Genomic DNA, 13,341 nt, shown 5'->3' with positions numbered 1-13,341 from the left:
ATATACAAGCTCCTGAATCGTATCACCGAGTTGGAGGACCGCCTCAATCAACGCTGCGGCAACTCCTCCAAGCCGCGAGCGGCTGGCAGTGACCGGCTCCATCCAGTTCGATATCCAGTTTGGTGACGAGGTTCAGGTCAAAGGGCGAGCCCTGTACCTGCAGCTGGGGGCTGATCGGCCTGTCTGTATCGCCGGCGTGGGATTATTCGGGACAGTATATTTTTACCAGCGCATCCAGATGCTGTGGCATACCAAATGCCATCTCAGCCCGATGACGTGCGAGAGAGCCAAGTCGATAACGCTCCTCGGGAGCGTTCAAGAGCAATCCAATCTCACTGGCTATTTCATTTGCGTTCAATGGATTGGCGAGCAAACCGCTATCACCTAAGATTTCCGGAATCGCTCCGGTGTTGGCCCCCACAATCGCCTTGCCCGATGCCATTGCTTCAATCACCGTCAGGCCAAAGGCCTCGTTGTGGGATGGAATGACGACCACATCCATAGCCTGCAACAGACGGGAGGTATCACACCGAAATCCACAAAGATGCACCACAGTTTGCAGTCCGCGTGCGGTTATCAGTTGCTCGATTTCTGCCACAAATAGTTCATTTGCCCCCTCACTGGCCAACTTGCCACCCACCAGTAGCAACTGGAGATCGGCAAACTCGGCGCGTAGCAAGCAGAAGGCATCAAGTAACTCGCGCTGGCCCTTACCAGGGCTAAAACGCCCGACCATGCCAATCAATAGGCCAGCGGGAATACCCAGCTCCTGACGGATGGTGCCGGGATCCTCGTTGCAGCGTTTCAGCTCGGTACCGAGCCACAGCCGAGATATACGCTCAGGAGGCAGCGGCAAGGCAGCACGATTGCGCTTGAGGGTTTCATCACTGATCGCAAGCACCCTATCTACATGGCGATAGATCCAGCGGTGCAGTAAGTCCCTCTTCGATCGTTTGGCCCCCATGTGTTCGGTGAAGATCAGACGACAGTGATAAAAAGATTTGAGCAGGGCAGCCAGCAGCAGATCGCTCGACTTGTGGCAGTGCAGCACTCTGATATTGTGCTGGCGTAGCCAGCCGAGTAAACGGCGCAATTGCAAGAGAGCCTGGAAGCGGGATGTTACTTCCCACACCTGCATACCGTCAGCGGTCATATCTGCCGCGACGCGGCTTCCCGCCAGGGCCAGACCAAAGACCGGATAATCACGAGCCAGTAGCCCTTTACCGACTCGAACGGGATACATCTCCAGCCCCCCCCAACCTTGGGAGAGGCAGATATGCAGGATCGCGGGTCGGCTTGCTTCAGTGCTTTCGCTCATTAGCGGTTGAGCCAGGCCATATAATCGGCCACCCCTTCGGCCACGGTTTTGAACTCACCGTCATAGCCAACACCGCGCAACTTGGTGAGGTCAGCCTGGGTAAAGCTCTGATAGCGACCCTTGAGGTGATCCGGGAAGGGAATGTACTCAATGGCTCCCTTCTGGTGATGCTTGATCACCGCTTCGGCCACGTTCTGGAACGGCTCGGCGCGGCCGGTACCACAGTTGAAGATGCCGGAGTGCTGCGGATTCTGCCAGAACCAGAGGTTCACCTTGCAGACATCATCCACATAGATGAAGTCGCGCATCTGACCGCCGTTGGGAAAACCGTCACAGCCTTCGAACAGCTTGGGATTCTCGCCCTTCTTCACCTGGGTGTTGAGGTGGAAAGCGACGGAAGCCATGGAGCCTTTGTGCTGCTCACGCGGGCCGTAGACATTGAAGTACTTCAGACCGACCACTTGGGAATTGATCTCCGGCATCCAGCGGCGCACGTACTGGTCAAACAGCTGCTTGGAGTAGCCGTAAACGTTGAGGGGCTGCTCGAACTTGGGGTCTTCGATGAAGTTGTCGTTGCGGCCACCGTAGGTCGCGGCAGAAGAGGCGTAGATGAACGGGATCTCGCGCTCGATACAGTAGTGGAACAGATCCTTGGAGTACTCGTAGTTGACCTCCATGATGAACTTGCCGTTCCACTCGGTAGTCGCTGAGCAGGCACCTTCGTGGAAGATCACCTCGATGCCGTTGTCCCACTCTTCAAACTCGTCACCGGAGACAATACGCGCCTGAAACTCGTCTTTGTCCATGTAGTCCGCAATGGTCAAATCGACCAGATTGACGAACTTGGTGCCATCGGTCAGGTCGTCGATGACCACGATATCGGTCCGTCCTTGAGCGTTCAGCTGCTTGACCAGATTGCTGCCGATAAAGCCAGCACCGCCAGTTACTACGATCATGGAGTTTGCCTCTCGTACGTTGATGGCTACATGTGACTGCTTGTTAAAGCTGTGTATAGTGAGCCAATTTGAAATTGCCGAAAAGTTTATCACGGGCCGTCCGGGGATTCGACCTTGTTCAGCATGACCCAGGCGAAGCCCGCTGGAGGAATGAGTGATGAAGACCAGAGACAGGATCATTCACAGCGCGACCGAGCTGTTCAACGATCAGGGTGAACGCAACATCACCACCAACCACATTGCGGCCCACATGGGCATCAGCCCGGGCAACCTCTATTACCACTTCCGTAATAAAGAAGACATCATCCACTCCATCTTCGACCAGTATGCCCGCCACCTGAGCGAAAACTTCATCCCGACCCGCAACCGAGAAATCACCCTGCAGGATCTGATGGGTTATCTGGATGCCATCTTCTTTCTGATGTGGCAGTTTCGCTTCTTCTACGCCAACCTGCCGGACATCCTGAGCCGCGACGAGCCGCTGCAACAGAAGTATCTCAAGGCCCAGGAGCAGATGAGATCATCGGTGGTGGCCCTGCTCAAGAGCCTGCGGGAAGGGGGCATCATCGATGTCAGCGACGAGGATCTGCCAGACCTCGGCCAGACCATCAAGATGGTGGTCACCTGCTGGATCCCGTTCCAGATCGCTCAGGCTCCCAACACCCGCATTACCAAACCGCTGCTTTATCAGGGAGTACTGAAGGTACTGTTCCTGCTGCGCCCCTATGTCCAACCCCAGGTGGCCGGGCAGATCCACCAGCTGGAACAGCACTACCGTCAGCTGGCCCAACCTGCGGGGTGAGATCTGTTTCACATTTGTTGAATATCAGCACAATCATTTGAATGTACCGCAACGGATTGCAGTAAAATGTCGCCCTCTGTTGATACGCAGCTGAAATAGCCAATAAGGATCGAGGATGTCTAACGGATTCTATCGTCACCTGACCGAGCAACTGAACCAGGTGCAAGCGGAAGGCTTGTACAAGCAGGAGCGCATCATCACCTCCGCCCAGCAGGCCAGCATCGCCGTTGGCGGTGAGCAGGTACTGAACTTCTGCGCCAACAATTATCTGGGGCTGGCCAACCACCCGGATCTGATCGCCGCCGCCCATCAGGGGCTCGACAGCCACGGCTTCGGCATGGCTTCGGTGCGCTTCATTTGCGGTACCCAGGACCAACACAAGGCGCTGGAACAGAAGATGTCGAGCTTCCTCGGCACCGAGGACACCATCCTCTACTCCTCCTGCTTCGATGCCAACGGCGGCCTGTTCGAGACCCTTTTTGGCGCCGAAGATGCCATCATCTCCGATGCTCTCAACCACGCCTCCATCATCGATGGGGTGCGGCTGTGCAAGGCCAAACGCTATCGCTATGCCAACAACGACATGGCCGAACTGGAAGCACAGCTCAAGCAGGCCGATGCCGATGGCGCCCGCTTCAAACTGATCGCCACCGATGGCGTCTTCTCCATGGACGGCGTCATCGCCGACCTCACATCCATCTGCGATCTGGCTGACAAATACGATGCGCTGGTGATGGTGGATGACTCCCACGCCGTCGGCTTTATCGGCGATAACGGTCGTGGCACCCACGAATATTGCGGCGTGATGGGTCGGGTCGACATCATCACCGGCACCCTGGGCAAGGCACTCGGCGGCGCATCCGGTGGTTATACCTCCGGCAAGAAAGAGGTGATCGACTGGCTGCGTCAGCGCTCCCGCCCCTACCTCTTCTCCAACTCGCTGGCCCCCTCCATAGTCTCTGCCACCATCAAGGTGATCGACATGCTGGCCGAAGGTCACGATCTGCGCGCCCGCCTGAAAGAGAACAGCCAGTACTTCCGCGAGCGAATGAGCGCCGCCGGTTTCACCCTGGCGGGTGCCGATCACGCCATCATCCCGGTGATGCTGGGCGATGCCAAACTGGCCTCCGAAATGGCGAGCCGCATGCTGGCAGCCGGTATCTATGTGGTGGGCTTCTCCTTCCCGGTGGTGCCCAAGGGTCAGGCGCGCATTCGCACCCAAATGTCGGCCGCCCATACCCGCGAGCAGCTGGACAAGGCGATCGACGCCTTCATCCGCATCGGCCGCGAACTTGGCGTCATCTGATCTGAACAAAAGGGGCCTGGCGCCCCTTTTTTCGCATTCCTATTGAAGGAACAGCCATGAAAGCACTCTCCAAACTGCACCAAGAAGTCGGTATCTGGATGACAGACGTGCCGGCCCCCGAGCTTGGCCACAATGACCTGCTGATCAAGATCCGCAAGACCGCCATCTGCGGCACCGATATCCATATCTACAACTGGGACGAGTGGTCCAAGAAGACCATCCCGGTGCCCATGGTGGTCGGTCATGAGTATGTCGGCGAAGTGGTCGCCGTCGGCCAGGAGGTGCGTGGCTTCGCGGTCGGCGACCGAGTCTCCGGCGAGGGTCACATCACCTGCGGCCACTGCCGCAACTGCCGTGCCGGACGCACCCATCTGTGCCGCAACACCATCGGCGTTGGCGTCAACCGTCCCGGTTCCTTCGCGGAATATCTGGTGATCCCCGCCTTCAACGCCTTCAAGCTGCCGGACAACATCCCCGATGAACTGGCTGCCATCTTCGATCCGTTCGGCAATGCGGTGCACACCGCCCTCTCCTTCGATCTAGTGGGTGAAGATGTGCTCATCACCGGGGCTGGCCCCATCGGTATCATGGCCGCGGCTGTCTGCCGCCATGTGGGGGCGCGCCATGTGGTGATCACCGACGTCAACGAGTATCGACTGGAGCTGGCCCGCAAGATGGGCGCCACCCGCGCGGTCAACGTCAGCAAGGAGAAACTCGCCGACGTGATGAGCGAGCTTGGCATGACCGAGGGCTTCGACGTCGGACTGGAGATGTCCGGCGTACCGAGCGCCTTCCAGGAGATGCTCGACAAGATGAACCACGGTGGCAAGATCGCCATGCTCGGCATCCCCCCCTCGACTATGGCCATCGACTGGAACAAGGTGATCTTCAAGGGGCTGTTTATCAAAGGGATCTATGGCCGCGAGATGTTCGAGACCTGGTACAAGATGGCCAGCCTGATCCAGTCCGGGCTGGATCTCTCCCCCATCATCACCCACAGATTCCACATCGACGAATTCCAGCAAGGGTTCGATGCGATGCGATCCGGCCACTCCGGCAAGGTGATCCTGAGCTGGGACAAATAGGCTATTTCAGCCCTTGTTTAGCAAAAACCCGGCGAATGCCGGGTTTCTTTTTATCTTCACCAGCGGCACTGGCGTGATATCGCACAAAACTTTGCACTCAGAGTGTTTAACAGTTCACACACAAGCATTTAAATGGCTGTAACTATTCGGTTATAATCCGTTCCGTTCACAGGGATAATAAGAGTGCTGGGAGTATATGAGCGTGCTGAAAAAACTGAGTTATTTTCTGACTGTCGGGCTGATGGCTGCCAGCTTCTCCGGGGCGGTGCTTGCTGCCAGCGAGATGTCACCTGACGCGATTGCCGAACGAATCAAACCGGTCGGTCAGGTCTATACGGCAAAAGACCTGGAAGGTATTGTCGGCGCAAGCGCAGCCCCTTCAGCAGAGGCCCCCTCAGGCCCGCGCGACGGTGAGACTGTATACAAAGGGGCCTGCTTTGCCTGCCATGATACCGGCGCCGCCGGAGCTCCGAAACGGGGTGACAAGGCGGTTTGGGAACCCAGAATTGCCCAAGGGTTTGATACGCTTAAGAAACATGCCATCGAAGGCTTTACCGGCAAGGCTGGCATGATGCCGCCACGCGGCACATGCGCGAACTGTAGTGATGAAGAGATTGAAAACGCCATTCACTACATGATCGACAAGCTATAATCATCTGAATGGGCCACTATTGAGGCCCTTTCAATCTATCGGCTTCCGACTACTCTTGTAAGGTAGACACCTCGGGAGTTGCTCATGTCGTCCCCATCCATCGAATCCCACTACTCAACTCCTTTGCTGGCGTTAGTCTCGGCTATTATGGACTTCCCCGCGCCCCATATGGCCACGCCTGAAGATTACGATGGGCTGATCCGACAGATTGACCAGCTCTGCCCGCTGCAACATTTCGGCATGCTGGGGCTCTCCGATATTGGCCTCAACTGGCTTTACGCCTACAAGGTCAGCGACACCTTCAAGCAGCAGCTGGGCCGGGAGCAGTCCCGTATTACCGATCAACTCACCCAACTCGATGAAGCCGAAGGCTGGTGCGTCTTCCCCATTGAACATGGTCAGGTGCAGTGGCTGCTGGCGCGCGGCACGCCCGCCGATCTGCCAATCCTGCGCCTGTTGCTGGAGTGTCTGGCCAAGCGACTGACCGAAACCCAGGCGGACTCTCATCTCACCGAACTGCCTTCACCCTTGATCCGCAAGGATCCTAACTGGAAAAAGAAGATAGAGAGCATCAGCCGCATCATGCGACTGGCCAACACCCTGCCCAGTCAGGCGCTTTTCTCCCAACTGGAAGCCGTGCTGCGCCAGATCCTCGCCATCGAGGACATGCTGCTGGTCAGACTCAACAGCCAGAAGCTGGAAAAAATCTATCCTGTTCAGCTCCCTCTCGGGGACGAGTTCATCAGCAGCTTGTGCCACAGCACCAGCAATATCGAGGTAAACAAGGAGTCCCGCTACTGGCACAGCATGCCGCTGCGATTGCAGCAGCAGTACTTCGCCCACTTCATCATCAGTACGGCTCAGCCACTGGAGACTGATGACAAGCTGTTTCTCGACTTCCTGCGCGGCCAGATCACCCTGCTGCTGGAGCTGAAACGGATCCGCCAGCAGCTCAACGATATCCATAGTGAAGACTCCATCAACCAGCGGTTGCAGCAACTACGCCAGACCAATCTTCGGCTGCAAAAGCAGCTCAAGCAGCATCAGGAGCTGGAGCGGCGGCTGCAATTTGATGCCCTGCACGATCCATTGACCCAACTGCCCAACCGCGCGCTGTTGATGAACCACCTCAACCACGCCATGACCCACTACAGCCGCTACAAATCCCCTGGATTTGCGGTGATTTTTATCGATGTGGATCACTTCAAACAGATCAATGACACCCTGGGCCACAGTGCAGGCGACCAACTGCTCAAGGAAGTAAGCCGCCGCCTGCAGACCTGCATCCGGCAAAATGATCTGGTCGCCAGACTGGGTGGCGACGAGTTTGTCATCTATCTGGACAGCAGCAAGAACGATGATGACATCAGCCCGGTGCTCAACCGCATTATCAGCCGTCTCTCCTACCCGTTCCGGCTACTCGGCAACGAGCTGAGCATTACCGTCAGCCTGGGGGTATCGAGCGTCTCGGAGCAGACCACCGATGTCAGCCAGCTACTCCATCAGGCCGATCTGGCCATGTATCAGGCCAAACGCAATGGCCGCAGCCGTATCGTCAGCTACTCGGAAGATTGCATCAATCAGAACTGGAATTCGCCGGAAGAGATGCTGGCCAGAGCCCTGCGGGAAGGGCGGATCGTCCCCTATTTCCAGCCGGTGATCCGGCTTCAGGACAGCCGCCTGACCGGGCTGGAGGTGATGGCACGCTGGTTGACCGAGGAAGGAATTCTGAAGGATGCGTTCGACTTTATTCCGCTGGCAGAGCAGTGCGGCCTGATTCTGGAACTGGATTACCAGATCCTGCGCCACACCTGTCAGCAGCTGAAGAACTGGCTGCCGATCTCGGGGCAGAGCAAGTTCAAGGTCGCCATCAATCTATCGGGCAAGCATCTGGTGAACCATGAACACATCATGCGGTTGATGGGGATCATCGAGGAGGAAGGGGTCGCCCACGGCTATCTGATCTTTGAATTCAACGAGCGGGAGCTGTCGCGGCAAGATTCCGATGCGCTCGCCTCGCTCCATGACCTGAGGGCCAAGGGCATCCAGATCAGCCTCGATGATTTCGGTACCGGCTTCTCCTCCCTCAACGCCCTGTTCCACTTCCCGGTGGATTACATCAAGGTGGATGACAGCTTTACCCAGCGGATGCTGCAATCACCCAAGGATTTGGCGCTCATCCGCGCCATGCGGGATATCTGTCAGGATCTCGATTACACCCTGATAGTGGAGGGGATCGAGAACCAGCTGCAGTTGCAGAAGCTGATTGATATCGGCTGCCAGATGGGACAAGGGCGCTATATCGCCCCGCCCATGCCGGGGGCCGACATAGTGCCGCTACTGACTCCGGCCAATCCTTAGCGTTAATCCTTCTTGAACAGCGCCCGCAGGTTGGCCACGCCAACCTGTCCCTTCTGCTGGCGCTCCTCGGCAGTCACCTTCTTCTGGTTTTCCCATTCAAGGTCATCCTGCGGCAGCTCCAGCAGGAAGCGGCTCGGCTCGGGCCGTACCGACTCGCCGAACTGGCGCCGCTCCTTGCAGAGGGTAAAGGTCAGCTCGGTCTGGGCCCGGGTGATGCCCACATAGGCGAGACGCCGCTCCTCCTCCACGTTGTCCTCGTCGATGCTGGTCTGGTGGGGCAGCAAGCCCTCCTCCATCCCCACCATGTAGACATAGGGGAACTCCAGCCCCTTTGAGGCATGCAGGGTCATCAACTGCACCTGATCCGCATCATCCTCCCCTTCGTTGCGCTCCATCATATCGCGCAGGGTGAGGCGAGTGACCACCTGAGCAAGCGTCATCGACTCCTCCAGCTCATCCCCTTCCAGCATCTCGGTGATCCAGCGATAGAGGGTGGAGACGTTCTGCATCCGCATCTCGGCCGCTTTCGGGCTGGGGGAGGTCTCGTAGAGCCACTCTTCGTAGTGGATCTCCTTGATCATGTCCCGCACCGCCTCCACCGGATTGCCACGCAGCGCCTGATCGCCAAGGCGTACCAGCCAGTTGGTAAAGGCCTGCAAGGCCACGAGGCCACGGCCGGAGAGGTGCTGCTCCAGCCCCAGCTCGAAGCTGGCGGCAAACAGGCTCTTGCCGCGCTGGTTGGCATATTGGCCAAGTTTTTCGAGGGTGGTAGGGCCAATCTCGCGGCGCGGCAGGTTGACCACCCGCAGGAACGCAGTGTCCTCATCTGGGTTCACCAGCAGCTTGAGGTAGGCCATGATGTCCTTGATCTCGGTGCGGGAGAAAAACGAGGTGCCGCCCGAGATGCGATAGGGGATGCGGTTGGTCATCAGCGCCTTCTCGAAGATGCGCGACTGATGGTTGCCCCGATAGAGGATGGCGTAATCCTTGAACCGGGTGCGGTTCATAAACTTGTGGCCCATCATCTCGGCGGCGATCCGCTCCGCTTCGTGCTCCTCGTTCTTGGCGAACAGCACCTTGAGCTTCACCCCCTCATCAAGCTCGGAGAAGAGCGCCTTGTCATAGACGTGCGGGTTGTTGGCGATCAGGATGTTGGCGCACTTGAGGATCCGCCGCTTGGAACGGTAGTTCTGTTCCAGCTTGATCAGTTTGAGGCTGGGGAAATCTTCGCTCAGCAGCACCAGATTCTGCGGCTTGGCACCGCGCCAGGAGTAGATGGACTGGTCGTCATCCCCCACTACGGTGAAGCGGGCTCGCTCGCCGACGATCTGCTTCACCAGCTCGTACTGGCTGGTGTTGGTATCCTGATACTCATCGACCAGCAGGTAACGGATCTTGTTCTGCCAACGCTCGCGTACCTCCTGATTACTTTTCAGCAGCAGGGTCGGCATCACGATGAGGTCGTCAAAATCCAGCGCGTTGTAGGCCACCATCTGGCGGTGATAACGCTCGTAGAGCTGGGCCATCAGCACCTCTTCCGGTCCGCGAGCGATGCGCATGGCGCGGGCTGGCAGGATAAGGTCGTTCTTCCAATTGGAGATTTGGCTGATAAGGGCCGACAACTTGTCCTTGTCGTTGTCGAGCTCGTCTTCAGTCAACTCTTTCAGCAGCGCCAGCTGGTCGGTGTCGTCGAACAGGGAGAAGTTCGCCTTGAGATTCAGGCTCTTGTGCTCCCGACGAATGATATCGAGACCCAGTGTATGGAAGGTGGAGACCATCAGCCCCCGCGCCTCCTTGCGGCCCAAAGTCTGGCCGACCCGCTCCTTCATCTCCCGCGCCGCCTTGTTGGTAAAGGTAACTGCGGCGATGTTGCGCGCGTTGTAACCACACTGCTGCACCAGATAGGCAATCTTGTTGGTGATGACACGGGTCTTGCCCGATCCGGCACCCGCCAGTACCAGGCAAGGGCCGGAGACATACTTGACCGCTTCGTTCTGATTGGGGTTGAGCTTCATGGGCCGGATCTCTTGGCTTATGATGAGGGGCGGCATTGTAGCAGAAATCACCCAGTGAGCCGACCTGCTGCACGGCAGGTAACCGTCTATCGGGCGTATCACGCCTTGTGTTTGGAGACTATTTTCAGGATCATGGCCGACTTTTCCAGATAATGACGAGGGGAGCATGAATCAGCAACAGCACGACCGACTGCGCAGCCAGTTTCCGGCCTTGGCGCAGGAGGTAAACGGCCACCCTCTGGTCTATCTGGACAACGCCGCCACCACCCAGAAACCACAAGCCGTGCTGGATGCGATTGCTCACTACTACCGGGCCAACAACGCCAACGTGCATCGCGCTGCCCATGCCCTGAGTGGCCGCGCTACCCGCGCTTTCGAAACGGCCCGCGAAACGGTCGCCCACTTTATCAATACCCCCCACAGCCGGGAAGTGATCTGGACCCGCGGCACCACGGAGGCGATCAATCTGGTGGCCCAGAGCTGGGGAATGAGCGAGCTCAAGGCCGGGGACGAAATCATCCTCAGCACCCTGGAGCATCACGCCAATATCGTCCCCTGGCAGCTGGTCGCCCAGCGTAGCGGCGCTGTTATTCGGGTTATCCCCCTCGATGAGCGGGGCGATCTCGATCTGGCCGCCTATCACGCCATGCTGGGGCCACGCACCCGACTGGTAAGCGTGGCCCATGTCTCCAATGCCCTCGGTACCGTCAATCCGGTCGCCCAGATCGTGGCTGCCGCCAAAGCGGTTGGCGCCGTGACGCTGATCGACGGCGCCCAGGCGGTGGCTCATCTCGAGGTGGATGTGCAGGCTATCGGTTGCGACTTCTACGCCTTCTCCGGCCACAAGCTCTATGGCCCGACCGGTATCGGCGTGCTGTGGGGCCGCACCGAATTGCTGGAGCGTATGCCACCCTGGCAGGCGGGTGGCGAGATGATCGACAGGGTCAGTTTCAGCGGCACCACCTTCAATACCCTGCCCTTCAAGTTCGAGGCAGGCACACCCCATATCGCCGGTGCCATCGGCCTCGCCGCTGCCATCGACTTTGTCATGGCGCAAGAGCGGGACGGAGTGGCCCGCCATGAGCAGGCACTGAGCGACTATCTGGTTGCTGGCCTGCGACAGGTGCCGGGGTTGCGCCTGATAGGCGAACCCGACCAGCGTGCCGGTGCGGTCTCTTTCCTGCTCGACGACATCCACCCGCAAGATGCTGCCACCCTGCTCGATATGCAGGGGATCGCCTTGCGCGTCGGCCATCACTGCGCCATGCCGCTGATGGAGTCGCTCGGGATCGGCGGCACGATGCGTGCCTCGCTGGCCTGCTACAACAATCGGGACGATGTCGACGCCCTGCTGGTCGCCCTGCACAAACTCAGTGACTTCTTCTAAGGCAGACAACCGAATGAGTGACCTCGCAAGCTATACCCAGATTGGCCTTGAGCCCAACGCCGACACCATCCGCCAGCAGTTTGCCGCCGCTCACGGCTGGGAGAACCAGTACCGCCTTATCATCCAGCTAGGCAAGCTACTACCCGCCTTACACACAGAATGGCAGACCGAAGAGCACCGCCTGAAAGGGTGTGAGAGCCAGGCCTGGCTGAAAGGAGAAAAAAGTGAGGATGACTGCTGGCACTTTGCCTGTGATTCCGATGCTCGCATCGTGCGGGGCCTTATCGTCATCGTGCTGGCGGCACTCAATCACCAATCCGCAGCAGCGATCCAGGCATTTGATATGGAAGGTTATTTCACCGAACTGGGGCTTGAGAAACACTTGAGCCCGTCACGAGGTAACGGGCTCAGAGCGATCGTATTGGCGATGCGGGAGCTGGCGGTATAAGCCAGCTTGTTCAGTGGTCGATTACGCTTCGCTAATCGACCCAGCTCCTTCATTCCCCGCCTCTTTTTCGGCGCGGGCCCCCCGCTCGGCAATCTTCTTCAATACCCGGGACGCAGCAACCAACCCAAAGGTTGCCGTCACCGGCGTCACGGCACCAAAGCCGGAGGCGCAATCCATCTTCATGGTGCCATCGCTGGCCGCCTTGGCTTGGCAGGTGCCGCCATTACCATCCGGATAGCTCAACTGCTCAGTTGAGAAGACACATTCCACCCCGAACTTGCGCGCCGGGTTTTTGCTGAAGTTGTGCAGCCGGCGCAGGTCGGAGCGCACCTTGGCGGCCAGCGGATCCTGAATGGTCTTGGCCAGATCGGCCACCGTGATTTGCGTCGGATCCATCTGCCCGCCAGCACCACCGGCGACGATCACCGGAATCTTGTTGCGCTTGCAGAAGGCTATCAGCGCGACCTTGGCCTTGACCGAATCGATGGCATCCACCACATAGTCAAACTCCCGCTTGATATGCTCGGCCAGATTGTCGGCAGTGACGAAATCATCCACCTCGATCACTTCGCAATCGGGATTGATGGCGCGAATGCGCTCGGCCATCACCTCGGTCTTGAGGCGGCCAACCGTACCCTGCATGGCGTGGATCTGGCGATTGGTGTTGGTGATGCAGATATCGTCCATGTCGATCAGGGTGATCTGGTTGAGGCCGGCGCGGGCCAGCGCCTCCGCCGCCCAGGAGCCAACACCACCGATCCCGATCACACAGACTTTCGCCTGGCTAAAGGAGCGCAGTGCACTCTGACCATAAAGACGGGCAATGCCCCCGAATCGTTGTAGATATTCTGCTTTCATACCACCACCTTGCTTGAGGGCGGCCATTATAACGACAACCACAGCTAGCGGCGATGGCTGCACCGGAGAAAATCGGGGAGAAAATACAGAGAAAATGGCAGCAGGAGAGGGAATAAAAGGTCAATTTTCAGGCAATTTGCTGAATATCAGCCA

Annotated in this window: 11 protein-coding genes; 7 read left to right on the top strand and 4 right to left on the bottom strand. The window is 58.1% G+C overall.

Annotation, left to right across the window (positions count from 1 at the left end):
* Nucleotides 1-202: 202 nt before the first annotated feature.
* Nucleotides 203-1,318 (bottom strand): glycosyltransferase family 4 protein, encoded by a 1,116-nt coding sequence (locus tag BN1125_RS04295; RefSeq protein ID WP_052446060.1) that lies wholly within the window; start codon nt 1,316-1,318, stop codon nt 203-205.
* Entirely contained in the window at nt 1,318-2,274 is a 957-nt protein-coding gene (gene rfaD / locus BN1125_RS04290) for an ADP-glyceromanno-heptose 6-epimerase (RefSeq protein ID WP_042010888.1), read from the bottom strand. Before rfaD ends, BN1125_RS04295 begins: the two co-directional genes overlap by 1 nt.
* Before the next feature lie 157 nt (nt 2,275-2,431).
* On the opposite strand from rfaD, the gene BN1125_RS04285 reads away from it, so the two are divergent.
* From BN1125_RS04285 to BN1125_RS04265, 5 genes are all read left to right on the top strand, one after another.
* Nucleotides 2,432-3,076 (top strand): TetR/AcrR family transcriptional regulator, encoded by a 645-nt coding sequence (locus tag BN1125_RS04285; RefSeq protein ID WP_042010887.1) that lies wholly within the window; start codon nt 2,432-2,434, stop codon nt 3,074-3,076.
* Between the two features lie 115 nt (nt 3,077-3,191).
* The gene (locus tag BN1125_RS04280) at nt 3,192-4,382 is read left to right on the top strand and encodes a glycine C-acetyltransferase (protein WP_042010886.1); all 1,191 of its coding nucleotides are present in this window, start codon (nt 3,192-3,194) and stop codon (nt 4,380-4,382) included.
* A 56-nt stretch (nt 4,383-4,438) separates the two neighbouring features.
* On the top strand, nt 4,439-5,467 hold the full coding sequence (tdh, locus tag BN1125_RS04275; RefSeq protein WP_042010885.1) for an L-threonine 3-dehydrogenase: 1,029 nt from the start codon (nt 4,439-4,441) through the stop codon (nt 5,465-5,467).
* Between the two features lie 196 nt (nt 5,468-5,663).
* Nucleotides 5,664-6,119, top strand: coding sequence for a c-type cytochrome (locus BN1125_RS04270; protein ID WP_042010884.1), 456 nt, complete (start codon nt 5,664-5,666; stop codon nt 6,117-6,119).
* A gap of 84 nt (nt 6,120-6,203) precedes the next feature.
* A complete protein-coding gene (locus BN1125_RS04265) occupies nt 6,204-8,480 on the top strand; it encodes a putative bifunctional diguanylate cyclase/phosphodiesterase (RefSeq protein WP_042010883.1) in 2,277 nt (758 codons plus the stop codon).
* Between the two features lie 2 nt (nt 8,481-8,482).
* Here BN1125_RS04265 and rep read toward each other — a convergent pair whose 3' ends face one another.
* Complete coding sequence (gene rep / locus BN1125_RS04260; RefSeq protein WP_042010882.1) at nt 8,483-10,495, bottom strand: DNA helicase Rep; 2,013 nt, start codon at nt 10,493-10,495, stop codon at nt 8,483-8,485.
* A 166-nt stretch (nt 10,496-10,661) separates the two neighbouring features.
* On the opposite strand from rep, the gene BN1125_RS04255 reads away from it, so the two are divergent.
* Together BN1125_RS04255 and BN1125_RS04250 are read left to right on the top strand one after the other, a co-directional pair.
* On the top strand, nt 10,662-11,882 hold the full coding sequence (locus tag BN1125_RS04255) for a SufS family cysteine desulfurase (RefSeq protein WP_042010881.1): 1,221 nt from the start codon (nt 10,662-10,664) through the stop codon (nt 11,880-11,882).
* Nucleotides 11,883-11,895: 13 nt separating this feature from the next.
* Complete coding sequence (locus BN1125_RS04250) at nt 11,896-12,330, top strand: SufE family protein (RefSeq protein WP_042010880.1); 435 nt, start codon at nt 11,896-11,898, stop codon at nt 12,328-12,330.
* Nucleotides 12,331-12,351: 21 nt separating this feature from the next.
* Here BN1125_RS04250 and tcdA read toward each other — a convergent pair whose 3' ends face one another.
* Nucleotides 12,352-13,188: a tRNA cyclic N6-threonylcarbamoyladenosine(37) synthase TcdA gene (tcdA, locus tag BN1125_RS04245; RefSeq protein WP_042010879.1), complete on the bottom strand. Its 837-nt coding sequence runs from the start codon at nt 13,186-13,188 to the stop codon at nt 12,352-12,354.
* Between the last annotated feature and the right edge of the window lie 153 nt (nt 13,189-13,341).

It is taken from the genome of Aeromonas fluvialis, from assembly GCF_000819885.1.
Lineage (GTDB): Bacteria > Pseudomonadota > Gammaproteobacteria > Enterobacterales > Aeromonadaceae > Aeromonas > Aeromonas fluvialis.
Note: the sequence above shows the minus strand (reverse complement) of the source record. Positions and strands in the feature narration are given on the sequence as shown.

Excerpts from the sequence above, each read along its gene's own strand:
- BN1125_RS04295 (WP_052446060.1), bottom strand. The coding sequence starts at position 1,318 with ATGAGCGAAAGCACTGAAGCAAGCCGACCCGCGATCCTGCATATCTGC.
- rfaD (WP_042010888.1), bottom strand. The coding sequence starts at position 2,274 with ATGATCGTAGTAACTGGCGGTGCTGGCTTTATCGGCAGCAATCTGGTC.
- BN1125_RS04285 (WP_042010887.1), top strand. The coding sequence starts at position 2,432 with ATGAAGACCAGAGACAGGATCATTCACAGCGCGACCGAGCTGTTCAAC.
- BN1125_RS04280 (WP_042010886.1), top strand. The coding sequence starts at position 3,192 with ATGTCTAACGGATTCTATCGTCACCTGACCGAGCAACTGAACCAGGTG.
- tdh (WP_042010885.1), top strand. The coding sequence starts at position 4,439 with ATGAAAGCACTCTCCAAACTGCACCAAGAAGTCGGTATCTGGATGACA.
- BN1125_RS04270 (WP_042010884.1), top strand. The coding sequence starts at position 5,664 with ATGAGCGTGCTGAAAAAACTGAGTTATTTTCTGACTGTCGGGCTGATG.
- BN1125_RS04265 (WP_042010883.1), top strand. The coding sequence starts at position 6,204 with ATGTCGTCCCCATCCATCGAATCCCACTACTCAACTCCTTTGCTGGCG.
- rep (WP_042010882.1), bottom strand. The coding sequence starts at position 10,495 with ATGAAGCTCAACCCCAATCAGAACGAAGCGGTCAAGTATGTCTCCGGC.
- BN1125_RS04255 (WP_042010881.1), top strand. The coding sequence starts at position 10,662 with ATGAATCAGCAACAGCACGACCGACTGCGCAGCCAGTTTCCGGCCTTG.
- BN1125_RS04250 (WP_042010880.1), top strand. The coding sequence starts at position 11,896 with ATGAGTGACCTCGCAAGCTATACCCAGATTGGCCTTGAGCCCAACGCC.
- tcdA (WP_042010879.1), bottom strand. The coding sequence starts at position 13,188 with ATGAAAGCAGAATATCTACAACGATTCGGGGGCATTGCCCGTCTTTAT.